A 23,091-nucleotide genomic window follows, 5' to 3' on the forward strand; every position below is an offset into this window, starting at 1 on the left:
CCACTCCTCACCCGGCGGACCACCCTGTCCGACCGTTTCCAGGTTAATGCCCGGAACAGCGAGTTCGATCTCTCGGAAAGGCGATCGTCAGGAGACCTGGCCGACGCGGTTCACGCCGCCGTGCCGGCGGACGTACTCGGCGACCTCGGCGGAGCGGATCGCCTCGAACAGCAGCTTGTCCTTGGCCGGGTCCGGCAGGACGACGCTCTGCCGGCCGCGCGCGGCCGGGCCCTTGTTCGGCACGGTCATGAACTGCACGTCGCCGGGGCGGACGCCGCGCAGGCTGAGCGCCAGCGAGCGGAGCCTCCCGGCGTCGACCGAGTCGTCCACGCTGATCGACTTGGTGAACGCCGACAGGAACCGGTCCAGCTTGAGCGGGTTGGAGACGGTCCCGCCGTCGGCGGCCTTCTTGGCCAGCGCGGCCAGGAACGCCTGCTGGCGCTTGATCCGGTCGAAGTCGCCGTTGGGCAGGTTGTAGCGCTGGCGGACGAAGCGCAGCGCGTCCTCGCCGTTGAGCCTCTGCCGGCCGGCCGGCCAGTTCTGCTTGCGGGCCGGGTCGTAGACGCTCTCCTTGATGTCGACCTCGACGCCGCCGAGCGCGTCGGTCATCGTCTTGAAGCCGGTGAAGTCGATCGCGCCGAAGTGGTCGATGCGGACGTCGGTGAGGTTCTCGATCGTCTCGATCAGCAGCCGGGGGCCGCCGTAGGAGAACGCGGCGTTGATCTTCTGGGTGCCGTGGCCGGGGATCTCGACCCACAGGTCGCGCGGGAACGAGATCACGTACGCCTTGCTGCGGTCGGCGGGCAGGTGCAGCAGCATCAACGTGTCGGACCGCTGCTGGCCCGGCTTCCACAGGTCCTCGCCGTTCTTGCCGGTGGTGGCGGCCCTGACCCGGGTGTCGGAGCCGACCAGCAGCCAGTTCTCGGTGCCGACGGCGCTCGGGCCGGGCCGCTTGCCGGTCGGCATGGTCGAGGGCAGCCGGTCGATGTTGCCGTTGTAGGAGGACTGCCGCTGCCAGACCAGCCCCGCCAGACCCCCGACGAGCAGCAGCAGGAACACGCCGATGGCCAGCAGCACGCGCGGCCAGCGCCGCTTCCTCGGCTTCGGCGCGCGGTCGGTCGGCCGGTCCCCGTCCCCGGGGGCGTCGGGGCCGAACAGATCCATGCCGGCGGCGGGCCGCGCCTGGTCTGCCTCAGCGGAGTCTCGGGGGGTCATGGCGCGGAGATTATCAGCCTGATTCACCCCAGAAGCCGCGATAACATTCCGCGGCCCGTTTCCTCGTTCCGCTGCCACGCCCTTCGGGGAGGCCCTCCGGCGCCGGACGGACGCGGCTCCGCGTTCGCCTGTCAGGTCACCGGTCGTTGCGCGCCCTGCTCGGCGGGCGGCTCTCTGTTCAGGTGTCAAGGAGCGGGCCGCGCGCTCAGGGAGTGCGGCGGCGGAGGGTGGCGGCGCCGAGGACCAGGGCCAGCAGGACGCAGCCGGTGATGACCAGGACGTCGCGGGCCAGCCCGCCGCTGAACGCCGTCTCCCGGCTCACCCGCTGCATGGCGTCCACCGCGTAGGACAGCGGCATCACGTTGGAGATCGCCTCCAGCCAGCCCGCCATCCGGTCGCGCGGTGTGATCAGCCCGCACAGCAGCACCTGCGGCAGCACGAACGCGGGCATGAACTGCACCGCCTGGAACTCGGTGCGGGCGAACGCGCTGGCCAGCAGCCCGAGCGCCATGCCCAGCAGCGCGCCCAGCACCGAGACCAGCACCAGCGAGCCGATCGACCCGGCCAGGTCCAGGCCGAGCCAGGTCAGCGAGATCGTCAGCACCACCGCGATCTGGGCGCAGGCGACCAGCCCGAACGCCAGCGCGTAGCCGAGCAGCAGGTCGAGCTTGCCGAGCGGCGTGGTCATGAGGCGTTCCAGGGTGCCGCCGGTGCGTTCGCGCAGCGTGCCGACGCTGGCCACCACGAACATGATCACGAACGGGAACAGGCTGAGCAGCAGCGGGCCGATCCGGTCGAACATCCCCGGCGCGTCGAAGACGTAGCGCAGCAGGATCATCAGCAGGCTCGGCACGCCGACCAGGAGGCCCAGGGTGCGGTGGTCGTGCCGGAGCTGCGCCAGGATGCGCCGCGCCGTGGCAAGCGTGATCGTCAGGCTCATGGCCGTCTCCTCCCCCTCGGTGCGCCGTGGACGGCGCGGTGTGCCGCCTGCCCGGTCATGAGGGGCTCGCCGTGGTCTCGGTGATGACGCGGAGGAAGGCGTCCTCCAGGTCGGTCGCGCCGGTGCGGGCGCGCAGGGACTCGGGTGAGCCGTCGGCCAGGATGCTCCCCTCGCGCATCAGCAGCAGCCGGTCGGTGCGCCCGGCCTCGTCCATGACGTGGCTGGACACGACGAGGGTGACGCCGCGGGCGGCCAGTTCGTGGAACAGCTCCCACAGCTCCTGCCGGAGCACCGGGTCGAGGCCGACCGTCGGCTCGTCCAGGACGAGGAGCTCGGGGGAGCCGAGCAGGGCGACCGCGAGGTTGAGGCGGTTGAGCTGGCCGCCCGACAGGGTCGCGGCGACCTGGTCGCGGTGGCGGCCGAGGCCGACCTCGTCGGTGACGCGGGCGACGTCGCTCCTGGGCGCGCCGAGGACGGCGGCGAAGTAGCGCAGGTTCTCGCTGACGGACAGGTCGGTGTAGACCGCGGGCTTCTGGGTGGAGTACCCGACGCGGCGGCGCAGCGCCGGGGCCCCGGCGGGCTCGCCGAGGACGGTCACCGTTCCGCTCGCGACGATCTGCACGCCGACCAGCGCGCGCATCAACGTGGTCTTGCCGCACCCGCTCGGGCCGAGCAGGCCGATGACGGAGCTGCGCGGCACCTCGAACGTGACGCCGTGCAGCACCTCCCGGCCCCCGCGCACGACACGCAGGTCCCGCACATCGAGCGCGGCCTCGTTTTTCATCATGTGTTGAATTTAAGTCGTCGACGCTCCCCGGTCAACCCCCTCGAAGCCCCGAAGACCACCGCGGCCGGCGGTCCAGTCGCGCTGACCGCCGGGACCGCGAACAGCAGCGCACCCGGTCCACCTGGGGGTTCAGCTCCCCCTTCACGCTCCTGGTCGCGCCCTCCCAGAGCATTGGCGATCGCTCGTCAAGCGTCCGCCGAGGACCTCCTCCTCTTTAAAAAACAACATCGTCTGCTTGAATGGACGCGTCTTGATCCCCCAAGGAGTGAGGGAACATGCCCAGCTTCATGCGCAAGGCCGGTGTCCTGACCGCGGCGATGGCGGCGATGGCGGCCGCGCTGCTCGCCCCCGTGGTCCCCGCGGCCCAGGCCGACACCCGCTACCCGATCGGCGGTGGCACCGGGATCTTCCAGCAGTTCGTGCAGACGCCGTCGGGAGCGAAGATCAAGAGCTGTACGTTGACGGCGGTCGGCTACGACAACGTCGGCAACCTGGTGGGCCTGACCAACGCGCACTGCTTCGTCGACGACGCGGGAAACAAGGTGCACGGCGACAAGGTCTACCTCGACAGGTCTCCGCACGGCACCTTCTTCGCCCCCGCCCCGCCGCCCAGCAGCCTTGAGTTCCTCGAGGTCGGCGTGATCGGCGAGGTGACCTACATCAGCGAGGGCAACGGTTACTACACCGGCGGCGTGGCGGGCCCCGACTACGCCGTGATCAAGTTCGACCCGGCCAAGGTGACTCCGACGAACACGGTCAACAGCCCGTCGGGCTCGGTGACCATCACCTCGCTCGGCCCCCGCCCCGCCGTCGGCACCCGCCTGTGCAAGATGGGCCACCGGACCGGAAAGACCTGCGGCAACGTCACCGGCCACGGCCCGGCCGGCATCGGCCGCTTCATCAGCGCCGTCGCCACCAACGCCGGCGACTCCGGCGGCCCCGTCGTCGACGGGACCACCCTCGTCGGCAACCTGTGGGGCTTCCCCGGCCACACCTCGATCGAGTTCATCATCGGCGACATGAACGCCCGAGGCGGTGTGGGCGCGGGCTTCCACCTCGCCTGACCTCCTGCCCCGGCCCGGCGGCGTCCACCCCCGCGGTGGGCGCCGCCCGCCGTCGGCGGCCAAGGGGCACCCGGAACGAGGGCGTCAGCCCAGGTAGCGCTGGAGGGTCGGGCCCAGCAGCTCCACCAGCTCGTCCTCGCTCAGGGAGGCGATCGGCTCGACCCTCAGGACGTAGCGCAGCATCGCCACGCCGATCATCTGGCCGACGGCGGCGTCCACGCGTTCCAGCGGGATGCCGCGCAGCTCGCTGGCGCGGGCGAACAGCGCCGACGAGACGAACTCGCGCATCATCGCGGCGGCCTTCTCGTTGGTCATGGCCGACCGCAGCATCGCCAGGATCGGCGCGCGCCCCTCGGGGTCGTCCCAGATCCGGAGGAAGACGCGGACCATCGTCTCGCCGAGCTCCTCGCGCGGAGCGCTCATGACCACCGGCATCAGCTCGGCGGGGTCGATCGGGAAGCGCATGGCGGCGATGAACACGCCCTCCTTGCTCCCGTAGAAGTGGTGCACGAGGGCGGGGTCCACCCCGGCGGCGCGGGCGATGGCGCGCAGCGACGCCCCGTCGTAGCCCTTCTCCGCGAACAGCCCGCGGGCGGCGGCCAGGATCTCCTCGCGGGTCTCGGTGGGCCCGGGGCGGCGGCCCCGGCCCGGCGGGCGGCCGCGCCGCCGCCCGCCCTCGACCCTGGCGTCGGCCTTGGCGCCGACGTCCAGCGTCGCGGACGGGGCCTCGCCGACCTCGACGTCCACCTTCGCGCCGACGTCCACCGCCGCGCCGGAGCCCGCCTTCGTGCCGGGATCCGTCTCCTCGTCCGCCCCGGCCGCCGCGTCCTGGTCGCCGGTCCCGGCGGGCGGTTCGGGATGCGTCGTCTCCGTCACGGCGCGGCCTTGCGGGAGACCTCGCCGCCGGCCGTGACCTCCCAGGTGCGGTCGGCGGCGGCCAGGTGCAGGCGGGCGAACGCCAGGGACTCGGCGAGCGCCTCGACGCGGTCCTCGCGGGAGTCGGAGCGGCGGGTGTTGACCTCCAGGACGATGTGGCCGCGGAAGGCGCGTTCGGCCAGGCGCTCCAGGAGGGGGCCGCAGGGCTGGTTGCCGCGGCCGGGGACCAGGTGCTCGTCCTTGTTGGTGATGCCGACGCCGTCGGCCAGGTGGATGTGGCGGAGCCGGTCGCCGAGCCGGTCGGCCATCTCCAGGGCGTCGGACTTGGACACGGCGGTGTGCGACAGGTCCAGGGTCACGAACGGGAAGTCCTGGTCGACGGGGTTCCAGTCGGGCAGGTACATGCCGGCCTCGGCGCCGCGCGCCTTGAGGGGGAACATGTTCTCCACGCAGAACCTGACGTCGGTCTCGTCCTGCATGCGGGCCAGGCCCTCGACGAACTCGCGGGCGTACTCGCGCTGCCAGCGGAACGGCGGGTGCACCACGACGACCTCGGCCCCGAGCTCCTCGGCGACCTCCTTGGAGCGGACCAGCTTGCCCCACGGGTCGCGGCCCCAGACGCGCTGGGTGAGCAGCAGGCAGGGCGCGTGGATCGACTTGATCGGTACCTGGTGGTAGTCCGACAGGCGGCGCAGCACGCTGAGGTCCTGCGAGGAGGCGTCGGTGGACACCATGACCTCGACGCCGTCGTAGCCGAGAAGGGCCGCGATCTCGAACGCGGCGGGCACCTTCTCCGGGTAGACCGAGGCGGTGGACAGCGTGATGGGAGCGTCCGGAACGCGGATCGCTGGTGGAACGGCGCCGTTGTGCTGCGGGGTCAAGGCTCCCTCGCGGTGGTCGCTCGGCAGTGTCGGGGCGCTCGCCGCCCGGCGGGCCCGCGATGGTCGATCCCGCTACGGCGGCGCTACGCAACGGAAAGCCTATGCGCCCGCGACGGCGAAGAAACCCTCGCCCCCGAGTGATCCTCATTTCTTGACGTGGGCGATGACTACTCTCTGTTCCGTGGTCGAGATCGCGCCCGGAGCCGTGCCCAGCCCCAACATCTGGAACTCCCCCCAGGTCTACGAGATCGAGAATCGCGCCGTGGACCCCGACGGCGTCCTCGAACCGGCGATGTGGGCGCTGCGCCCGTGGGACGGCGCGACGGTGCTGGATCTGGGGTGCGGCACCGGCTTCCACCTGCCGGCGTTCGCGCGGAAGGCCGCGCGTGTGGTGGGTGTGGAGCCGCACGCGGGGCTGGCGGCCGCCGCCCGGCGGCGGACCGCGGGCCTGCCGAACGTCACCGTTCGTGTCGGCGCGGCGCAGGCGCTTCCGCTTCCGGACAGTTCGGTGGACGTCGTGCACGTGCGGTGGGCGTACTTCTTCGGGCCGGGCTGCGAGCCCGGGCTGGCCGAGCTGGACCGGGTGCTGCGGCGCGGCGGGGCGGCGTTCGTGATCGACAACGACGCCACGCGGTCGACGTTCGGGCGGTGGTTCCGGCGCGGGCTGCCGTCGTACGACCCGGCGGCGGTGGAGCGGTTCTGGGCGCGGCAGGGGTTCCGGCGCGAGCCGTTGACGATCAGGTGGGCGTTCGGGAGCCGGGCGGACTTCGCGGCCGTGCTGAGGATCGAGTTCCCCGAGGCGCTGGCCGAGGAGTTCCTGGCCGAGGAGCCGGGGCTGGAGATCGACTACGCGGTCAACCTGTGGTGGCGGTACTACTGACGGAAATGACTGGTGGGTCACATCCGTGGGGGCCCACTGGCCACTACTGGACTCCCTATACAACAATTGTCCGACTCATGGCTTTTGCGCCGTGCCGGGCGGGGTCCGGCACGGCACCCGCGACAGGGGAGGTCGGACATGGGACGTGCCGCCAGGACGAGCCGCAACATCCTCACCGCGACCGCGCTCGGCGCGGGCGCCGGAGCCGCGCTGGGCGGGGCCGGGCTGCTCGCCCAGCGGCGCGCCGTGCGGCGGCTCCGGCTGCGGCCCGACCCCTACGCGGGCGAGCCGTTCGGCGCGCTGCGCGGGCGCCCGGTGGCGGTGCGCGCCGACGACGGCACCCGCCTGTACGCCGAGATCGACGACGCGGACCGCACCGACCTGGCGGTGGTGTTCTCGCACGGCTGGACCCTGACCCAGGACTCCTGGCACTTCCAGCGCCGGGCGCTGCGGGGGCTGGGCCGGCTGGTGTTCTGGGACCAGCGCGGGCACGGGCGCTCCGACGGCGGGGCGCGCGACGAGTACGGGCTGCCGCGCCTGGCGCACGACCTGAAGGCCGTGATCGACCAGACCGTGCCCGAGGACACGCCGGTGGTGCTGGTCGGGCACTCGATGGGCGGCATGACGACCATGCGGTTCGCCGACGAGTACCCCGAGCTGATCGGCCGCAAGGTGGTCGCGGCCGGGCTGCTGTGCACCTCCTCCGGCGGGCTCGGGCAGGCCACGCTGGGGCTCCCGGCGGCGCTGGCGCGGGTCACCCAGCGGGTGGTGCCGCGCGCGCTGCGGGCCGCCGGGGCGGGCGCGACGGCGATCGAACGGGTGCGTCACCTGGGCCGGACCGGGACGATGCTGTTCGAGGACCTGGTGGCGTTCGGGCCGGACGCCAGCCCGGCGGCGGTCGCGTTCGCCGAGCAGATGGCGGCCGAGACCCGGATGGACGCGCTGATCGACTTCTTCCACTCGATGATCACTCATGAGGTGATCAGCGACTGCGCCACGCTCGGCGAGGTGGACACGCTGGTCATCGGCGCGGAGAACGACATCCTCACCCCCGTCGGGCACAGCGCGAAGATCGCCGACTGTGTGCCGTCGGCCCGGCTGGAGGTCATCCCGGTGTCGGGGCACATGGCGATGCTGGAGCGCCCGAGCGTCGTCTCGGACCATCTCGGCGACCTGATCGAACGCGCCCGCAAGTCGCTGCAGACCCCGGCCTAGACGTCGCGGGAGGCGTTCAGCGCCTTCACGACCCGGTCGGCGACCTCGCGCATCCCGGCGGCGTTCGGGTGGATGGGCGCGGCCGGCGAGGTGAGGACGATGCCCTCGACCCACTTGCGGTCGGAGGCGGCGCACATGTCGTGGCCGAGCCCGCCCTCGTAGGCGTCGACGAACGTGGCGCCGCTCGCCTTCGCCTGCTCGGCGAGCATGGCGTTCAGGCGGCGCTCGACGCCGTCCAGGAACGCCAGGTCGCCCTGCGCGATCGGCACCACCGGCCAGCAGCCGGGGCGCTCGGGCACCAGCCGCAGGTAGCCCACGACCAGCACCTTCGCCTGCGGGGCCCGGGTGCGGATCCCGTTCAGGACGGCGGCGACCTTCGGCGTGGTCTCCTTGATCCGCTGGTCGATCGTGGTGCCGTAGCGGGCGGTGCACGGCGCGCCGAGGGGGTTGGTCGCGCTCGCCAGGCCGCAGCCGATCGAGATCTCGCCGAAGCCGATGTCGTTGCCGCCGATCCCCACGGTGACCAGCGAGGTGTCGGCGGTGACGGCGTTGAGCTGGGGCGGGTTGACGCCGAGCGGGGTGCGCTGCGAGGCGGTCATGTCGGTCGTCTTCGCGCCGCTGCAGCTGACGTCGGTCAGCCTGGCCTTGACGCGTGCGGCCACCAGGGACGGGTAGTTGCGGTCGGAGCGCATGCAGCCCGCCGGGGTGCCGTGCTGCTTCGGGATGAGCGGACCGGCGGTGAACGAGTCGCCGAGCGCCACATAGCGCTCCCCCTCCCAGCGCGCCGCCGCACCGCCCGCCGACACCGCGCCGCCCGCGGCCGCCGCGCCGCCCGCGACCGCCGAGACCGCCAACGTCAACGACGCCGCCCCGAGCCCCAGAACCTTCTTCACTCGCATGACCATCGGTCCTCTCCGCCGGAGCCGCGCCGCCCACAGGGCCTTCCCTGAGCGGACAACCGGTACTGACGCTTGGTCAACATAGGTGTCCAAAGCTGGCCGTCACCACTCGAACACCAGAAGTAACGCAGGTTTTGCCTGGTCGCCGCAGTCCCTCGGCTCCGGGCGGCGCGAACTGTCGGTGGCGCGGCCTACCCTTCCGGTCATGGCGAAGGCGAAGACGGCCCGGGCGGCCTACCGGTGCACCGAGTGCGGGTGGCAGACCTCCAAGTGGGTCGGCCGCTGCGGTGAGTGCCAGACCTGGGGCACGATCATCGAGGGGTCCAGCGCCACCCCCGCCCGGGTGGTGTCGGCCGGGCCGGTCAGCGCGCCCGCGCGCCCGATCGGCAAGGTCGACGTGCGGTCCGCCAAGACCCGCCCCACCGGCCTGGACGAGCTGGACCGGGTGCTGGGCGGCGGGATCGTGCCCGGGGCCGTGCTGCTGCTGGCGGGCGAGCCCGGCATCGGCAAGTCGACGCTGCTGCTGGAGGTCGCCGCCCTCGCCTCGACGCCCGAGGGCGCCCAGCCCGGGGAGACCGCCGGCGCCGACGGCACCGGCGGCACCGGGGAGCGGCGGCCCGTGCTGTACGTGACCGGTGAGGAGTCGGCCGAGCAGGTGCGGCTGCGGGCCGACCGGATCGGGGCGATCACGGACGACCTGTACCTGGCCGCCGAGACCGAGCTGTCGGCCGTCCTCGGCCATGTCGACGCCGTCGAGCCGAAGCTGATGGTCGTCGACTCCATCCAGACGATCGGGACCTCCGAGGTGGACGGCGCGCCCGGCGGCGTCACCCAGATCCGCGAGGTCGCCGCCAACCTCATCCGCGTCGCCAAGGAACGCGGCATCACCGTCGTGCTGGTCGGCCATGTCACCAAGGAGGGCGCGATCGCCGGTCCGCGCCTGCTGGAGCACCTGGTGGACGTCGTCCTGTACTTCGAGGGCGACCGGCACAGCCGGCTCCGCATGATCCGCGCGGTGAAGAACCGGTACGGCCCCACCGACGAGCTGGGGTGCTTCGACCTGTCGGAGGTCGGGATCGTCGGCGTGTCCGACCCCAGCGGGCTGTTCCTGACGCGGCGGGACGAGCCCGTTCCGGGGACCTGCATCACGGTGACGCTGGAGGGGCGCCGCCCGCTGGTCGCCGAGATCCAGGCGCTGGTCGCCAAGTCGTTCCTGCCGTCGCCGCGGCGGGCCTCGTCCGGGCTGGACAACTCGCGGGTGGCGATGGTGCTGGCCGTGCTCGCCCAGCGCTGCAAGATCTCGATGCACGAGCAGGACGTGTACGTCTCCACCGTCGGCGGGGTGCGGCTGTCGGAGACGTCGGTGGACCTGGCGCTCGCGCTGGCCGTGGCGGGCTCGACGGTCGAGCAGTCGCTGTCGTCCAGCCTGATCGCGGTCGGTGAGGTCGGGCTGGCCGGGGAGGTGCGGGTCGTGCCGGGCGTCCAGCGCCGCCTGGCCGAGGCGACCCGGCTGGGCTTCAAGTACGCGGTCGTCCCGCGCGGCTCGCTCGAACTCGGCAGCGGGTCGCCGCTCAAGCGCGCCGACCCCCAGCTGATGAGCTACGAGGGCATGAAGGTGATGGAGGTGGACAGCCTGACCCAGGCGTTGCAGGTGGCCTTTACGGCCCCCTGACACGCCGTCCGCCACAGTGGTGCCGCCCGTTCGCGGCCGGTGCCCGGACCCGCGGGCGGGGCTCGTCGGTAAACTGACGCCGTCCAGCGACCTCCGGGGGCCAGGTGCCAGTACACAACAAGGGTCATGACGAACGACGCCGAGCCACGCTCGCCGCGGTGGCCCCCGGCACCCAGATCCGTGACGGTCTGGAACGCATTCTGCGGGGGCACACCGGGGCGCTGATCGTGCTGGGCTACGACCAGCAGGTCGAGGAGATCTGCTCGGGCGGGTTCGAGCTCGACGTGGAGTTCTCGGCCACCCGACTGCGCGAGTTGGCGAAGATGGACGGCGCGATCGTCCTCGACACCTCGCTCACCCGCATCGTGCGGGCCGCCGTCCACCTGGTGCCCGACTCCACCATCCCCACCGAGGAGTCCGGCACCCGCCACCGCACCGCCGAACGGGTGGCCCGCCAGACGCCCTACCCGGTGATCTCGGTGAGCCAGTCCATGCGGATCATCGCCCTCTACCTGGACGGCATCCGCTACGTCCTGGAGGACTCGGCGGCGATCCTGTCCAAGGCCAACCAGGCCCTCGCGACGCTCGAACGCTACAAGCTGCGCCTCGACGAGGTGTCGGGCACGCTGTCGGCGCTGGAGATCGAGGACCTGGTCACCGTCCGCGACGTGGCGGCCGTGGTGCAGCGCCTGGAGATGGTGCGGCGCATCGCCGACGAGATCGAGGGCTATGTCGTCGAGCTCGGCACCGACGGGCGTCTGCTGTCGCTCCAGCTCGACGAGCTGGTCTCGGGCGTGGACGTGGACCGCGAGCTGATCGTCCGCGACTACCCGTCCGCCGATCCGCGCACCGGCATCGTGGGGAACGTCCTGACCGCGCTCGACGCCCTGTCGGCCAACGAGCTGCTGGACCTGTCCACGGTCGCCGAGGTGATGGGGTTCGCGGGGCCGGACGCCCTGGACCTGCCGGTCAGCCCGAAGGGGTTCCGCCTGCTGGCGAAGGTCCCGCGCCTGCCGGGCCTGGTCGTGGAGCGCCTGGTCGAGCACTTCGGCGGCCTGCAGAAGCTGCTGGCGGCCAGCATCGACGACCTCCAGGCGGTCGGCGGCGTCGGGGAGTCGCGGGCGCGCAGCGTGCGCGAGGGGCTGTCCCGCCTGGCCGAGTCCTCGATCCTGGAGCGCTACGTCTGACGCGGGCATCCCGGCACCGGCATCCCGGCACGGGCGCCCGCACGGGTCACCGCAGGGCGAAGACCTGCTTCTTCACCTTCAGGTCGCCGACCTTGACCTTCGCGATGTAGGTGCCGGGGCGGGCCTTGGGGCGCTCGCCGCGGCACCCGCCGGTGCCGCGCAGCCGGTCCCAGGTGATCGTTCCCACATGGGGGATGCCGCGGCGCAGCATCCGGATCACGCTCCCGTCGCCGCCCTCGCAGGCCGACCGCGTCCAGATCCGGTCGCTGCCCGAGGTGATCCGCATGTCCAGGGCGCGGGGGCCCACGTCGAACGTGCAGGCCCGGTCGCCGGTGTTGACGACCGTGTACCGGAACTGCGGCTTCTCGCCGCGGCCGTAGACCTCCCTGGTCATGGCCATGTCGATCACGACGTCGGCCGGTTCGCAGGCGTCGCCGTCCCGCTTCTCCGGCTCGGCGGTGACCTTGGCGGTCGCGGTCACCGTCACGGTCGGCATCGCCGTCGGCATCACGGGGGCGGGCGTCGCGGCGGCGGCCGCGTTCTGCACGGGCTGCCGCGTCTCGTCGCCGCCGCCCGCGCTGCACGCCCAGACCACCAGCCCGATGGTGCCGAACAGCCCGCCGAACACCATGATGCGCCGTCGCCAGTACTGATCGAGCCCCGGCCTCTCGTGGTCACGTCCGGTGTCACCAGCCATACGGGCAGTATGCAGATCGCGCGGAGCCTTCCCGGAACGACCCGCCGCGCCTTGACCGTGGCATGCCACAATGACGATCCGTATGCCGAACCCGCAGCCCGAGACGATCACCGGCCCGATCCTGGACTGGTACGCCGAACACGCCCGCGACCTGCCCTGGCGCGCCCCCGACGCGACGCCCTGGGGCATCCTGGTCAGCGAGATCATGCTCCAGCAGACGCCCGTGGTGCGCGTCCTGCCGGTCTGGCACGAGTGGATGAAGCGCTGGCCGACGCCCGCCGCGCTGGCCGCCGAGCCGTCCGGGGAGGCGGTCCGTGCCTGGGGACGGCTCGGCTACCCGCGCCGGGCCCTGCGGCTGCACGGCGCCGCCCAGGCGATCGTCGAACGCCATGGCGGCGAGGTCCCCGACTCCCATGAGGACCTTCTGGCGCTGCCCGGCATCGGGGCCTACACGGCGGCGGCGGTGGCGAGCTTCGCGTTCCGGCAGCGGCACGCGGTGCTGGACACGAACGTCCGGCGCGTCCTGGCCCGGCTGGTGTCGGCGCGGGAGTACCCGCCGAAGGCGCCGACCAGGGCCGAGGTGAAGGTGGCCGAGTCCCTCCTCCCCCCGGACCCGCCGACCGCGGCGCGGTGGTCGGTGGCGGTGATGGAGCTGGGGGCGCTGGTCTGCACGGCGCGTTCGCCGCGCTGCGTGGACTGCCCGGTGCTGGACCGCTGCGAATGGCAGCTGGCGGGCCGCCCGGCCTACGACGGCCCGCCGCGCAGGGGCCAGACCTACACCGGGACGGACCGCCAGTGCCGGGGCCGCCTGCTGGCCGTGCTCCGCGAGGCCCACGAGCCGGTGGAGAAGGCGGCGCTCGACGTCGTGTGGTCCGACGCCGTGCAGCGGGAACGCGCCCTGGACGGCCTGATCGCCGACGGGCTGGTGGACCCGCTGGACGACGGGCGCTACGCGCTGCCGTCGTAGCCGTCCGCCTCACCCCGTCCGCCGGGCGGGCGCCTCGGACGGGCTCGACGGCTCCGGCAGCGGAGACCGGGTGAGCGTGCCGGACGGGGCCGTGCGGGGGCGGAGGGCCCCGGCCCGGACGGTCATCAGGCCGGCCACCGCGGTGATCACGACGAAGGCGGCGGGGTAGGAGACCGTGCCCGCCAGCCAGCCGGTGACGGCCGGGGCCGCCAGGCCGGACAGGTAGGTGATCGTGGTCATGCTCGCGACGCCCTCGCCCGGGGACGCGCTCGCGTTGCCCGCCGCCGTGATGACCAGGGGGACGACCACCGCGACGCCCACGCCGATCAGCGCGAAGGCGGGGATGCTCAGCAGGGTCGTGCGGGACGTCACGACCACGACGCCGCCCGCGACGGCCAGGACGCCGCCGTACCGGACCGTGGCGACCGGGCCGAACCGGCGGACCAGGCGGTCGCCCGCCAGCCGCGCGGTCGCCATGCACAGCATGAAGAACGTGTAGCTGGCGGCGGCGGGGCCGGCGCCCGCGCCGGTGACCTCGATGAGGTAGACGGCGGTCCAGTTCGCCGACGCCCCCTCGGCGAACGTCGCGCAGAACCCGACCAGGCCGAGCGCCGCCACCGCCCGCGTCGGCAACGCGAAGCGCCGCGGCGCCGGGGCGTCCGGGGCGGTCGTGTCGGGGAGCAGGAACGGGCCGGCCGCCGCTCCCACGAGCAGCAGCGCCACCGCCATCGCCCCCAGGTGCAGGCGGGCGTCGGTGCCGGTCTGGGCGGCGAGCGCGCCGATGCCGCCGCCCGCCAGGCTGCCCACGCACCACAGGCCGTGCAAGCCGGACATGACGGGGCGCTCCAGGGCGCGTTCGACCACGACGGCGTGGGCGTTCATCACCACGTCCAGCATCCCGATCAGCACGCCGTACAGCAGGAACAGCGGGACCAGCGGGAGGGGCGACGGGGCGAGGGCGGGCAGCGCGAAGACGGCGGCCCACAGGGCCAGCATCAGGCGGGTGGCCGTGCGGGTGCCGAGCCGGTGGGCCACGCGCCCGGCCAGGGGCATGCCGACGAACGCCCCGATCGTCGGGCACAGCAGGACGAGGCCGAGCAGCGTGGGGCCCAGGTCGAAGCGGTCCTGGAACCAGGGGATGCGGGTGGCCACGCTCCCCGCCCCGGCTCCGTGGAGAACGAACACGGCGGAGATGGCGACGCGATGCTTGTTCATAGGAGCGCCAAATTAACAGGAAGGCTCCCTGATGAAAAGATTCATCAGGGACCCTGCCTGATTAATATGGTCCCGTGAAGCCCGCCACCCCGACCCTGGCCCGCGCGATCAACGACCGTCGCGCCCTCGACCTGCTGCTGGAGCACGGCCCGCTGACCGCGCCGCAGCTGCGCACCCTCACCGGCCTGTCCCGGCCGACGGTCTCCGACCTGATCGAACGGCTGAGCGCGGGCGGCCTGATCGAGGTGGCCGGGGAGACGGGCGCCGAACGCCGCGGCCCCAACGCCCGCGTCTACGGCCTCGTCCCCGGCCGGGCCCACGTGGCGGGCGTGGACATCCGCCGCCACGCCGTGCACGCCACCGTGGCGGACATCACGGGCCGGACGGTCGCCACCGCCACCCGTCCCCTGCCCGTCTCCGGCGCCCCCTCCGTCGATCTGGTCGGGGTGATCGCCGACGCGGTGGCCGAGGCCGGGGGCGGGCGCGAACCGCACACCGTCGTGGTCGCGGTGCCCGGCGTCGTCGATCCGCGCACCCAGGAGGCCCTCGCCGTCGGCGTTCCCGGGTGGCGGGCGGACCTGGTGCGGGCCCTCGAAGCGCGGCTCGGCACCCGGGTCGTCGGGGACAACGAGGTCAACCTCGCCGCCATCGCCGAGCACCGGAACGGATCCGCGGTGGGGCGCGACGACTTCGCCCTGCTGTGGCTGGACGACGGCATCGGCGCGGCGCTCGTGCTGGGCGGGCGGCTGCGGCGGGGCGCCTCGGGGGGCGCCGGTGAGGTCGGGCTGCTCGAACTCGGCGGCGGCGCGACGTTCTGCGACATGCTGGAGGCCGACCGGATCGCCGGGCTGGACGCCGGGGTCGTGGCCGACCTCATCACCGAGGCCGCGTTCGCGCTGGTCGCCGTGGTCGATCCCGGACTCGTCGTGCTCGGCGGCGCGACCGGCCGCGACGGCGGGGACGGGCTCGCCGGGCTGGTGGCCGCGCGCCTCAACGCCCGCTCCCCCGCCCCCGCGCAGGTCCGCGCGAGCACCGTCGAGGGCAACACCGTCCTGCGGGGCGCGGTCCTGACCGGGCTGGACCTCGCCCGCGACGCCATCTACGGCTGAGCCGGGGCGAACTCCAGGCGCGGGTCCGCGGCGCTGAGCACCGCCGTCACCGGGGTCCCCGGCCACACCTCCGCCAGCTCGGCGGCCACCGTCTCCAGCAGGGCCGGGACGTCCCCGGCCGCCGTCCCGTGCAGCGCCTCCGCCACGATCAGCACCTCGCCGGTGGTGCCGCGCACGGCGGACCGGCCGCTCTGCCGGTTGGTCCAGCGGCGGGCGTGGGCCCGGCCCGCCTCGTCGGCGAAGACCACCTCGCCGGGGACCGGGTGCTCGATCTCGCCGCCGAACGTCAGGTACTCCTCGTCCCCGCGCGCCGGGCGCACCTCCAGGCCCCCGGCCACCTCGGCGACGTCGATCGCCGCGACGGGGATCGCGTACGCCAGGGAGATCGCGTTGCACAGGTCGATCAACGGGTGGATGCGCGGCAGCTCCCGTTCCCGCTTGAAGCGGCGCAGCAGCGCCTCGGACGCGCACCGGTACTGGGTCGGCTTGAGCCCCATCTTCGCGAACGCGCGCCGCCACGCCCGGATCTCCGGGAACTCGCTCTCCGGCCCCGCCGCCAGCCGCTCCTCCGCGACGGCGTAGAACTTCGCGACACGGGCCTCCACATCGGCGCCCGCGCCGATCCCCGTGATGAACGCCGCACCGGCCACCAGCTCCGGATACTCCGCCCAGATCTCCGGCGCGTGCTGAAAGTACATACCACTCCCCGTCAACGGAACGAACCTCCCGCCCCACTCTGCCGCCGCATTGGCCCGGAGCACAGGTCCAATCACGACCAGCCCGAGAGAGCCATTGCCCACCGGGATCAGGCACTTCTGGCGGGTCGAGGAGGAGGCCACCGGTTCCTATGTGGCGACGGGCATCCATCGCGACCGTGTCGTGGTGGAGGTGCCGTTCGGTATGGACATCGATCTGAAGCGGCTGGTCCGTCTGTAGCGGGACAAAATGGGTGGTTCACGTGGGGCGGGGTTGCCTACGGTTGGGCGGTGCGTGATCTGAGTGAGCTGCCCAAGGTCCATCTTCATGTCCACTTGGAGAGCACCGTCCGCTGGGAGACGCTGCGGGAGATCGGAGCGGCCAACGGGGGCGCCGTTCCCGAGCCGTCGGAGTCCCTTGGCGGGTTCGCCGGGTTCTTCCAGCAGAACGAGCTGGTGCGTTCCGTTCTGACGACGCCCGAGGACTTCCGGCGCATCGCCTACGAGTTCTGCGAGGACGAGGCCGCGCAGGGCACCCGGTACGCGGAGGTGTCGTTCACCGCCGCCGCCCATGGGGAGCGGCTCGGCGACCTCGACATGCCCCTCGCGGCGGTCATCGAGGGGTTGCGGCGGGGCGGGGAGGACTTCGGCGTCGAGTGCCGGCTGCTGCTGGACCACTCGCGGCGGCGGTCGGTGGAGCGGGCCTGGCGCACGCTCGACCTGGCGCGCGAGCACGGGGACGAGGTCGTCGCGGTCGGGCTGGCCGGGGACGAGGCGTTCCCCGGGGACCCGTTCGTGGAGGTGTTCGCGGCGGCCCGGGACGCGGGGCTGCACATCGTCCACCACGCCGGGGAGGCGGAGGGGCCCGCCAGCATCCGGCAGGCGCTCGACGGCGGGCGCACCGAGCGCCTCGGGCACGGCATCCGCGTCCTCGACGACCCCGACCTGGTCGCCGAGGTCCGCGAACGCCGCATCCCGCTGGAGGTGTGCCCGTCGTCCAACGTCGCGCTCGGGTTCGCCCCGAGCCTGGCCGACCATCCGCTGCCCCGGCTGCGCGAGGCGGGCCTGCTGGTGACGGTCAACACCGACATCCCGCAGATGACCGGCGCGCCGCTGGCCGCCGAGTACGCGCGGGTGCGCGACGCGTTCGGCTACGACGACGCGGTGCTGGCGGAGCTGGCGCGCAACGGCGTGGAGGCGTCGTTCGCGCCGCCGGGCACCAAGGAGCGCCTGCGCGCCGAGATCGACGCCTGGCTGGGCTAGCGCGCCCGCACCAGGGAGCACGCCCGGATCTGCCGCAGGAACGGGTCGGTGTCGTCCCGCCACTCGCCCACTGTCCGGACCACCGGGTGGACGGGCAGGCCGAGCCGCGCGGCGGACTCCTGGGCGGCGTCGAACGCGGCCCCGGGGTCCACCGCGCCGACCACCAGCACCTCCACGTCGCCGGGCGGCTCCCCGGCGACGCCGGAGTAGCGTTCCGCCCAGGCGCCGAACAGGTGGATCTCGGCCGCTCCGGGCAGGGCGCCGAACTCCTCGGCCACCACGGCCTTCGGTCCGAACGTGTGCATCACCAGCTGCGCGAGCGGCTCGTGCAGCGGGGTGGCGGTGTCGCGGGAGGCGAGGCGCCCGGCGGCGGTGCGGCGCAGGGTGAGCAGGCCGGCGCGGGCGAGGCGGTCCACCTCGCGGACGACCGAGCCGAGGTCGGTGCGGAGCATGACGGCCAGGTCGAGCATGGTGTGCTCGCGGTCGGGGCCGAGCAGCAGCCGGGCCAGCAGCTCGCCCTGGAGCCGGGACCGGAAGATCGGCAGTTGCGGGGGCGCGTCCGCCCGCAGGTCGCGCATGAAGAGCTGCGCCAGATGGGAGTCCAGGGGGCGACGGGAGGAGTGTCCGCCGCGCCGGAAATCCGCGGCCGAGCCCAGCACGTTCGATCTCATGTTCGAAACAGTAGGCGGCGGGTCCGACAGAATTCGCTGGCCGGACGCGCCGCGGTGCTCCTACCGTCGGGGGCATGAAGCGCCTGACCCCGCAGGAGAAGAAACGCCTCAGTTACCAGAGGGACCGCCGCAACTGGTACGGCGAGAACGACAAGTCCTCCCGCAAGAACATCCCGCGCAACCGCGCCCTCAAGCACCGCGCCGCACGGCACCGCGTCGCCCAGGAGCTCACCGTCGTGCGCGGCGGCCTCGACGAGGACCGCCTCGAACGCCGCCTGAACCGGCGCCCCGCCGTCCTCTGGAGGAAGTACCGTGACGCCCCGCTCGGCGAGGTCGTCGAATGGCAGCTCAACCGGCGGGTCGAGCGTTCCAACGCCGCCCCGGAGCAGGCCGAGGCGCGCGCCCGCCGCATCCGTCAGCGGCGCAGGTAGGTGTTCAGCCCGGCGGCGAGCGCGTCGGCGGCGCGCTGGCGCCAGGCGGCGCTGCGCATCTTCGCCGCGTCCGTCCTGTTGCGCATGTTGCCGCACTCGACGAAGACCTTCGGGACCTTCGACATGTTCAACCCGCCGAGGTCCTCGCGCACGTCGATGCCGTTACGGCCGATGTAGTCGGCGTAGGGCTGGCCCGTTCCCCTGCGGAACGCGTGGCGGACGTCGTGGGCGAGGCGCTGCGACGGCTTCACGATCGGGCCGGTGTAGCCCTTCACGTAGCCCGGCGTGATGACGTGGAAGCCGCGGCGGCCGCTGGGCGCGCCGTCGGCGTGGACGGAGAGGGCGACGTCGGCGCGCAGCCGGTTGGCGATGGCGGCGCGTTCGTCGACGCACGGGCCGACGCCCTTGTTGTTCGGGCGGGTCAGCACGACCTTCGCGCCCCTGGCGCGCAGCGCCCTCGCCAGCCGGGTCGCCACGTCGAACGTGTACGCGGCCTCGGTGTAGCCGGAGTTCGTGGACGTGCCGGTGGTGTCGCACGCCTTGCGGAACGGCCCGGCCTTCACCTTCCGGTTGATGATCTTCGGGTGCCGGTGGTTGAGCCCGTTGTGCCCCGGATCGATGACGACCACCTTTCCGGCCAGCGATCCGGCCAGGGCGGCGACGGGGGTGGCGGCGGGCGCGCCCCGCGCCGCGGAACGGGCCGCCGGGGCGTCCTCCCCGGCCAGCACGGCCCCCGCCGTCACCGCGGCCGTCGCCGACGACACCACCACCGCTGCGGCGCACAGGCCGCGTCGAGCCACCATGGCACCGCACGCTACCGGTGAACCGGCGCGCCGTTGAACGCCCCGCCCGCTTCCGGCCAGTCACCGCAGCAGCGGGAAGCGGCCGGTGAGCCGGTCCACGGCGGCGCGGGGTCCGGCGATGCCGAGGGCCAGGTAGTTCAGGTCGGCTCCGTCGGTGCGGGCGAGTTCGGCCAGGTAGTCGGCGTAGACGCGGACGCGCTGGGCGACGTCGGCCATGTCGGTCACCACCAGTTCGGGTTCGGCGCGGGCCTCCTCGCGGAGCGCGCCCAGCACGGGCCCGGTGGCCGCCAGGACCGTGCAGCCGAGCCAGGGCAGCCCGGGGTGGTCGTCGCCGGAGGCGTCGGCGCCGCCCGCGCCGACCAGGCCGGGGACGCCGCGTCCCATCGCGGCCCCCAGGCAGGCGGCGGCGTTGACCTGGAGCCCGGCGGGCAGGTTCCGGTCGACCAGGATCACCCACTTGACCGGGGACCGCCTGGTGGGCAGCTCCGGTGTCGGGTCCAGGGACCGCGCCCAGTCGGGCAGGGTGGCGACGCTCATGGCACACCTCTCGGGAAGGCTCCGAATCTTCTCCAAGAGACTGGCGATGTCGCCGTTCTAGAATCAATTGGAAAAGCCGGATTCCGAAGATAATTCGGCGACATGGCCGGGGAGGGCTCCGTGGACGAACTTGATTCGGCGATCGTGCGGGCGTTGCAGGAGGACGGCAGGCAGACCAACCGGGACCTGGCCGAACGCCTCGGCATCGCCCCCTCCACCTGCCTGGAACGCGTCCGCGCGCTGCGCGACCGGGGCGTCATCACCGGCTTCCACGCCGAGGTGGACCTGGCCGCGCTGGGACGCCCGGTCCAGGCGCTGATCAACGTGCGGCTGCACCCCAAGACCCGGGAGGCGGTGAACGCGTTCCGCGACCACGTCACCGCGCTGCCGGAGACGATCGCGGTGTTCGTGGTGTCGGGCGGGGACGACTTCATCGTGCAGGTCGCCGTGCGCGACCCCGGCGACCTGCGCGACTTCGTGCTGGACCACGTGGCGCGGCACCGGCACATCGCCGACGTGCGGACCTCCCTGGTCTACGACCACATCCGCAAGACCGCCGTGGAGGTGCCGCCCGACCGGGCCGGGGGCGGGCGGGTCACGCCGCGTCCAGCCCGGCGAGGGAGAGCAGCAGGGACTTGACGTCGGTGGCGGCGTAGGCGTCGCGGTCCAGGAGGCGCGAGCACAGCAGCACGGGCCCGTCCGCCGGGTCGGCGGGGAGCCGCCCGTGGCTGCCGCGCACCGGGGACGGGTCCAGCGGGACGACGTCCATCGTGTACCGCAGGCCCAGCTCCTTGCGGGCCAGCGCCCTGGCCGCCCGCAGCCTCACGAACCGGTCGCCGGGGTCGAGGAACAGTTCCGCCGGGTCGTATCCGGGCTTGCGGTGGATGTCCACCAGCCGCGCGAAGTCCGGGGCCCGCGCGTCGTCGAGCCAGTAGTAGTACGTGAACCACGCGTCCGGCTCCGCCACCGCGACCAGCTCGCCCGAGCGTTCGTGGTCGAGCCCGTGCGCGGCCTTGCCGTCGGCGTCCAGCACCTCGGCGACGCCCGGCAGCCCCGCCAGCAGGTCCCGCGCCTTCGCCAGGTCGGCGGGGTCGCGCACGTACACGTGGGCGATCTGGTGGTCGGCCACGGCGAACGCCCGCGACGTCCACGGGTCCAGGTACTCCATCCCCGCCTGCCGGTACACCTCCAGCAGCCCGGCCCGCCGCAGCGCCCGGTTGACGTCCACGGGCCGCGACACCGGCGTGATCCCGTACTCCGACAGCGCCACGGCGGTCGCGCCGAGCCCCAGCGCGTCGTCCAGCAGCGGCCGCAACGTGTCGTCCACCGCCCGCGCCGCCGCGACCGCCTCCGGCCCGTCCGGACCGAAACGTTGCAGGTCGTAGTCCAGGTGCGGGATATAGACGAGGGTCAGGTCGGGCCGTTCGCGGAACAGCAGCCGCCGGGACGCCTCCACGATCCACCTGCTGGACGCGATGCCCGCCTTCGGCCCCCGGTAGGAGAACAGCGGGAAGCGCCCCAGCTCCCGGGTCAGCTCCACGCGCAGCTCGGGCGGGTGGGTGTAGCAGTCGGGGGACTTGCGGCCGTCGGCGTGGTAGATCGGGCGCGGGGTGACGTTCCAGTCCACGTCGGCGCCCATGGCGTACCACCAGCAGACGTTGGCGACGGTGTAGCCGGGGTGGGCGCGGCGCGCGTCGTCCCACAGCTTGGTGCCGCCGGCCAGGCGGTTGTGCTGCCGCCACAGCAGCACCTCGCCGAGGTCGCGGAAGTACCAGCCGTTGCCGACGACGCCGTGGTCGCGCGGCGGCGCGCCGGTCAGGAACGTGGACTGCGCCGAGCACGTGACGGCGGGCAGGACGGTGCCGAGCGTCGCGCGGGACCGCAGGGCCCCGGCCAGGTTCGGCATGTGGTCCAGCAGGCGCGGGGTCAGGCCGACGACGTCGATGACGACCAGGCGGTTCACGCGTGCTCCCGCTTCAGCCCGAGGGCGGTGAGGCGGTCGGCGGTCCAGGCCAGCTCGGCGGCGATGCCGTCGGCGAGGGCGTCCGGGCCGTCCGGCGGGTCGGGCAGGACCTCCCAGGTGTAGGTCTCGACCTCGACGTGCGGGGTGAGGGCGCGCTCCCCGCCGAACAGCGCCGCGAGGGCGTCCTCCAGGACGTGCCGGGTGGACCGCAGCGGGGGCTCGGGGGCGGCGTGCAGCGGGACGTGGAAGTGGACCCGCCAGGGCTCGTCGGCGGGCAGGCGGTCCAGCGCGGCGTCCAGGTCGTCGGCCGCCGCGCCTCCGCCCGCGCGCGTCTGGTGCAGGAAGCGCGGCTCGGCGAACGCGCGCAGGGCCTCGCGGTCCGCGCCCCCGTCCAGCTCCAGCGCGCACGACGCCTGGAGCTTCACGATCGGCGAACCGGCCGCCACCAGCCGGTCCACCGCCTCGGCGGGGTCCTCGAACGCGACCGCCAGATGGCAGGCGTCCAGGCAGACGCCCTGGCCCGCCAGGTGCCGCACGGCCTGCCCGGTCGTCTCCACCACGCAGCCCGGCTCCGGCTCGAACCCCACCCGGATCGTCCTTCCGGTGGCCGCGGCCAGGCCCGCCAGCTCCCGGTTGAGGCGGTCCCGGCGCCGGTCGGCCATCGCGACCTGCTGCGGCGTCCAGGGCGCCCGCCAGGCCAGCGGGAGGGTGGAGACGCTGCCGCCGTCCACGTCCTCGGGCAGCAGCAACGTCAGGACGCGTGCCAGGTCGAGCGTGTAGCGGACCCGCTCGGACGTCGTCCAGTCCGGGTGGTAGACGTTGTGCTTCACCACCGCGTCCTGGAAGCCCTCGTAGGGGAAGCCGTTCAGGGTGACGACCTCCAGGCCGTTGTGGTCCAGCGCCTTGCGCAGACGCACCAGCTCGGCCCGGTCGGTGATGAGCGTGTCGGCGACGCGTCGCGCCAGCCAGAGGCCCACCCCCAGGCGGGGGGCGCCCAGGCGTTCGCGCACCGGCCGCGCGTAACGCGAAAGCTGCGCGATGACGCCGTCCAGGTCCTCGGCCGGGTGGACGTTGGTGCAGTAGGCGAGGTGGACGAGAGATCCGTCGGGGTGCCGGAACCGCAT

25 protein-coding genes are annotated in these 23,091 nt (G+C 73.4%); 11 read left to right on the top strand and 14 right to left on the bottom strand.

The window, feature by feature from the left end; genetic code table 11:
• Nucleotides 1-87 precede the first annotated feature (87 nt).
• The 3 genes from HNR61_RS28190 to HNR61_RS28200 all read right to left on the bottom strand — a co-directional run bounded on the left by HNR61_RS28190 (nt 88) and on the right by HNR61_RS28200 (nt 2,942).
• Complete coding sequence (locus HNR61_RS28190; protein WP_182846211.1) at nt 88-1,215, bottom strand: LCP family protein; 1,128 nt, start codon at nt 1,213-1,215, stop codon at nt 88-90.
• Nucleotides 1,216-1,420: 205 nt separating this feature from the next.
• Complete coding sequence (locus HNR61_RS28195; protein ID WP_182846212.1) at nt 1,421-2,155, bottom strand: ABC transporter permease; 735 nt, start codon at nt 2,153-2,155, stop codon at nt 1,421-1,423.
• Between the two features lie 55 nt (nt 2,156-2,210).
• Nucleotides 2,211-2,942 (bottom strand): ABC transporter ATP-binding protein, encoded by a 732-nt coding sequence (locus tag HNR61_RS28200; protein ID WP_220509894.1) that lies wholly within the window; start codon nt 2,940-2,942, stop codon nt 2,211-2,213.
• A 275-nt stretch (nt 2,943-3,217) separates the two neighbouring features.
• On the opposite strand from HNR61_RS28200, the gene HNR61_RS28205 reads away from it, so the two are divergent.
• On the top strand, nt 3,218-4,006 hold the full coding sequence (locus HNR61_RS28205) for a chymotrypsin family serine protease (RefSeq protein ID WP_220509895.1): 789 nt from the start codon (nt 3,218-3,220) through the stop codon (nt 4,004-4,006).
• 84 nt (nt 4,007-4,090) lie between these two features.
• Here HNR61_RS28205 and HNR61_RS28210 read toward each other — a convergent pair whose 3' ends face one another.
• Both HNR61_RS28210 and HNR61_RS28215 read right to left on the bottom strand, forming a co-directional pair.
• Nucleotides 4,091-4,882 carry a TetR/AcrR family transcriptional regulator gene (locus HNR61_RS28210; protein WP_312898134.1) on the bottom strand — a complete coding sequence of 264 codons (792 nt, stop codon included), beginning with the start codon at nt 4,880-4,882 and terminating at the stop codon, nt 4,091-4,093.
• Nucleotides 4,879-5,763, bottom strand: a complete 885-nt coding sequence (locus HNR61_RS28215) for a sugar phosphate isomerase/epimerase family protein (protein WP_182846213.1) — start codon at nt 5,761-5,763, stop codon at nt 4,879-4,881. Before HNR61_RS28215 ends, HNR61_RS28210 begins: the two co-directional genes overlap by 4 nt.
• Nucleotides 5,764-6,025: 262 nt before the next feature.
• On the opposite strand from HNR61_RS28215, the gene HNR61_RS28220 reads away from it, so the two are divergent.
• The gene (locus HNR61_RS28220; protein ID WP_245681593.1) at nt 6,026-6,643 is read left to right on the top strand and encodes a class I SAM-dependent methyltransferase; all 618 of its coding nucleotides are present in this window, start codon (nt 6,026-6,028) and stop codon (nt 6,641-6,643) included.
• Nucleotides 6,644-6,781: 138 nt separating this feature from the next.
• On the top strand, nt 6,782-7,858 hold the full coding sequence (locus HNR61_RS28225; RefSeq protein WP_182846214.1) for an alpha/beta fold hydrolase: 1,077 nt from the start codon (nt 6,782-6,784) through the stop codon (nt 7,856-7,858).
• On the opposite strand, the gene HNR61_RS28230 is transcribed toward HNR61_RS28225, so the two are convergent.
• Entirely contained in the window at nt 7,855-8,751 is an 897-nt protein-coding gene (locus HNR61_RS28230) for an SGNH/GDSL hydrolase family protein (RefSeq protein ID WP_220509896.1), read from the bottom strand. The two genes, HNR61_RS28225 and HNR61_RS28230, sit on opposite strands and share 4 nt — an antisense overlap.
• Before the next feature lie 211 nt (nt 8,752-8,962).
• Here HNR61_RS28230 and radA point away from each other — a divergent pair, with 211 nt between their 5' ends.
• Nucleotides 8,963-10,429, top strand: coding sequence for a DNA repair protein RadA (gene radA, locus HNR61_RS28235; protein ID WP_182846216.1), 1,467 nt, complete (start codon nt 8,963-8,965; stop codon nt 10,427-10,429).
• 104 nt (nt 10,430-10,533) lie between these two features.
• On the top strand, nt 10,534-11,616 hold the full coding sequence (gene disA / locus HNR61_RS28240; RefSeq protein WP_182846217.1) for a DNA integrity scanning diadenylate cyclase DisA: 1,083 nt from the start codon (nt 10,534-10,536) through the stop codon (nt 11,614-11,616).
• Nucleotides 11,617-11,662: 46 nt separating this feature from the next.
• Here the strand turns inward: disA and HNR61_RS28245 are convergent, their stop codons facing one another.
• Nucleotides 11,663-12,313 (bottom strand): hypothetical protein, encoded by a 651-nt coding sequence (locus HNR61_RS28245; RefSeq protein ID WP_220509897.1) that lies wholly within the window; start codon nt 12,311-12,313, stop codon nt 11,663-11,665.
• A gap of 82 nt (nt 12,314-12,395) precedes the next feature.
• Here HNR61_RS28245 and HNR61_RS28250 point away from each other — a divergent pair, with 82 nt between their 5' ends.
• Nucleotides 12,396-13,280: an iron-sulfur binding domain-containing protein gene (locus HNR61_RS28250; protein ID WP_182846218.1), complete on the top strand. Its 885-nt coding sequence runs from the start codon at nt 12,396-12,398 to the stop codon at nt 13,278-13,280.
• 9 nt (nt 13,281-13,289) lie between these two features.
• On the opposite strand, the gene HNR61_RS28255 is transcribed toward HNR61_RS28250, so the two are convergent.
• On the bottom strand, nt 13,290-14,495 hold the full coding sequence (locus HNR61_RS28255) for an MFS transporter (RefSeq protein ID WP_182846219.1): 1,206 nt from the start codon (nt 14,493-14,495) through the stop codon (nt 13,290-13,292).
• Nucleotides 14,496-14,569: 74 nt separating this feature from the next.
• On the opposite strand from HNR61_RS28255, the gene HNR61_RS28260 reads away from it, so the two are divergent.
• Nucleotides 14,570-15,604: an ROK family transcriptional regulator gene (locus HNR61_RS28260; RefSeq protein WP_182846220.1), complete on the top strand. Its 1,035-nt coding sequence runs from the start codon at nt 14,570-14,572 to the stop codon at nt 15,602-15,604.
• Here the strand turns inward: HNR61_RS28260 and HNR61_RS28265 are convergent.
• Nucleotides 15,595-16,302, bottom strand: a complete 708-nt coding sequence (locus tag HNR61_RS28265; RefSeq protein ID WP_182846221.1) for a B3/B4 domain-containing protein — start codon at nt 16,300-16,302, stop codon at nt 15,595-15,597. The genes HNR61_RS28260 and HNR61_RS28265 overlap by 10 nt on opposite strands.
• Nucleotides 16,303-16,396: 94 nt before the next feature.
• Between HNR61_RS28265 and HNR61_RS28270 the strand changes: the two genes are divergently transcribed.
• Both HNR61_RS28270 and add read left to right on the top strand, forming a co-directional pair.
• Entirely contained in the window at nt 16,397-16,540 is a 144-nt protein-coding gene (locus tag HNR61_RS28270) for a hypothetical protein (RefSeq protein WP_182846222.1), read from the top strand.
• Nucleotides 16,541-16,590: 50 nt separating this feature from the next.
• Nucleotides 16,591-17,562, top strand: a complete 972-nt coding sequence (add, locus tag HNR61_RS28275) for an adenosine deaminase (protein WP_182846223.1) — start codon at nt 16,591-16,593, stop codon at nt 17,560-17,562.
• Here add and HNR61_RS28280 read toward each other — a convergent pair.
• Nucleotides 17,559-18,233: an ArsR family transcriptional regulator gene (locus tag HNR61_RS28280; RefSeq protein ID WP_182846224.1), complete on the bottom strand. Its 675-nt coding sequence runs from the start codon at nt 18,231-18,233 to the stop codon at nt 17,559-17,561. The genes add and HNR61_RS28280 overlap by 4 nt on opposite strands.
• Before the next feature lie 74 nt (nt 18,234-18,307).
• Here HNR61_RS28280 and HNR61_RS28285 point away from each other — a divergent pair, with 74 nt between their 5' ends.
• Nucleotides 18,308-18,664 carry a hypothetical protein gene (locus tag HNR61_RS28285; protein WP_182846225.1) on the top strand — a complete coding sequence of 119 codons (357 nt, stop codon included), beginning with the start codon at nt 18,308-18,310 and terminating at the stop codon, nt 18,662-18,664.
• Here HNR61_RS28285 and HNR61_RS28290 read toward each other — a convergent pair.
• Together HNR61_RS28290 and HNR61_RS28295 are read right to left on the bottom strand one after the other, a co-directional pair.
• Entirely contained in the window at nt 18,649-19,467 is an 819-nt protein-coding gene (locus tag HNR61_RS28290) for an N-acetylmuramoyl-L-alanine amidase (protein ID WP_182846226.1), read from the bottom strand. The two genes, HNR61_RS28285 and HNR61_RS28290, sit on opposite strands and share 16 nt — an antisense overlap.
• 60 nt (nt 19,468-19,527) lie before the next feature.
• On the bottom strand, nt 19,528-20,004 hold the full coding sequence (locus HNR61_RS28295; protein ID WP_182846227.1) for a DUF2000 domain-containing protein: 477 nt from the start codon (nt 20,002-20,004) through the stop codon (nt 19,528-19,530).
• A gap of 120 nt (nt 20,005-20,124) precedes the next feature.
• Here HNR61_RS28295 and HNR61_RS28300 point away from each other — a divergent pair, with 120 nt between their 5' ends.
• Nucleotides 20,125-20,643 carry an Lrp/AsnC family transcriptional regulator gene (locus tag HNR61_RS28300; protein ID WP_067815339.1) on the top strand — a complete coding sequence of 173 codons (519 nt, stop codon included), beginning with the start codon at nt 20,125-20,127 and terminating at the stop codon, nt 20,641-20,643.
• Here the strand turns inward: HNR61_RS28300 and HNR61_RS28305 are convergent.
• Nucleotides 20,600-21,967 (bottom strand): alkaline phosphatase family protein, encoded by a 1,368-nt coding sequence (locus HNR61_RS28305; RefSeq protein WP_182846228.1) that lies wholly within the window; start codon nt 21,965-21,967, stop codon nt 20,600-20,602. The two genes, HNR61_RS28300 and HNR61_RS28305, sit on opposite strands and share 44 nt — an antisense overlap.
• Nucleotides 21,964-23,091, bottom strand: a complete 1,128-nt coding sequence (eboE, locus tag HNR61_RS28310) for a metabolite traffic protein EboE (protein ID WP_182846229.1) — start codon at nt 23,089-23,091, stop codon at nt 21,964-21,966. The genes HNR61_RS28305 and eboE overlap by 4 nt, the downstream gene beginning before the upstream one ends.

Origin of the sequence: Actinomadura kijaniata (assembly GCF_014138665.1) — a bacterium.
Taxonomy (GTDB): Bacteria; Actinomycetota; Actinomycetes; order Streptosporangiales; family Streptosporangiaceae; genus Spirillospora; species Spirillospora kijaniata.

What these genes read in the sequence shown, in the direction of transcription:
- radA (WP_182846216.1), top strand. Translation starts at nt 8,963, where the DNA reads ATGGCGAAGGCGAAGACGGCCCGGGCGGCCTACCGGTGCACCGAGTGC.
- HNR61_RS28225 (WP_182846214.1), top strand. Translation starts at nt 6,782, where the DNA reads ATGGGACGTGCCGCCAGGACGAGCCGCAACATCCTCACCGCGACCGCG.
- HNR61_RS28255 (WP_182846219.1), bottom strand. Translation starts at nt 14,495, where the DNA reads ATGAACAAGCATCGCGTCGCCATCTCCGCCGTGTTCGTTCTCCACGGA.
- HNR61_RS28205 (WP_220509895.1), top strand. Translation starts at nt 3,218, where the DNA reads ATGCCCAGCTTCATGCGCAAGGCCGGTGTCCTGACCGCGGCGATGGCG.
- HNR61_RS28190 (WP_182846211.1), bottom strand. Translation starts at nt 1,215, where the DNA reads ATGACCCCCCGAGACTCCGCTGAGGCAGACCAGGCGCGGCCCGCCGCC.
- HNR61_RS28250 (WP_182846218.1), top strand. Translation starts at nt 12,396, where the DNA reads ATGCCGAACCCGCAGCCCGAGACGATCACCGGCCCGATCCTGGACTGG.
- HNR61_RS28285 (WP_182846225.1), top strand. Translation starts at nt 18,308, where the DNA reads ATGAAGCGCCTGACCCCGCAGGAGAAGAAACGCCTCAGTTACCAGAGG.
- HNR61_RS28245 (WP_220509897.1), bottom strand. Translation starts at nt 12,313, where the DNA reads ATGGCTGGTGACACCGGACGTGACCACGAGAGGCCGGGGCTCGATCAG.
- HNR61_RS28200 (WP_220509894.1), bottom strand. Translation starts at nt 2,942, where the DNA reads ATGATGAAAAACGAGGCCGCGCTCGATGTGCGGGACCTGCGTGTCGTG.
- HNR61_RS28290 (WP_182846226.1), bottom strand. Translation starts at nt 19,467, where the DNA reads ATGGTGGCTCGACGCGGCCTGTGCGCCGCAGCGGTGGTGGTGTCGTCG.
- eboE (WP_182846229.1), bottom strand. Translation starts at nt 23,091, where the DNA reads ATGCGGTTCCGGCACCCCGACGGATCTCTCGTCCACCTCGCCTACTGC.
- HNR61_RS28265 (WP_182846221.1), bottom strand. Translation starts at nt 16,302, where the DNA reads ATGTACTTTCAGCACGCGCCGGAGATCTGGGCGGAGTATCCGGAGCTG.
- HNR61_RS28195 (WP_182846212.1), bottom strand. Translation starts at nt 2,155, where the DNA reads ATGAGCCTGACGATCACGCTTGCCACGGCGCGGCGCATCCTGGCGCAG.
- HNR61_RS28280 (WP_182846224.1), bottom strand. Translation starts at nt 18,233, where the DNA reads ATGAGATCGAACGTGCTGGGCTCGGCCGCGGATTTCCGGCGCGGCGGA.
- HNR61_RS28295 (WP_182846227.1), bottom strand. Translation starts at nt 20,004, where the DNA reads ATGAGCGTCGCCACCCTGCCCGACTGGGCGCGGTCCCTGGACCCGACA.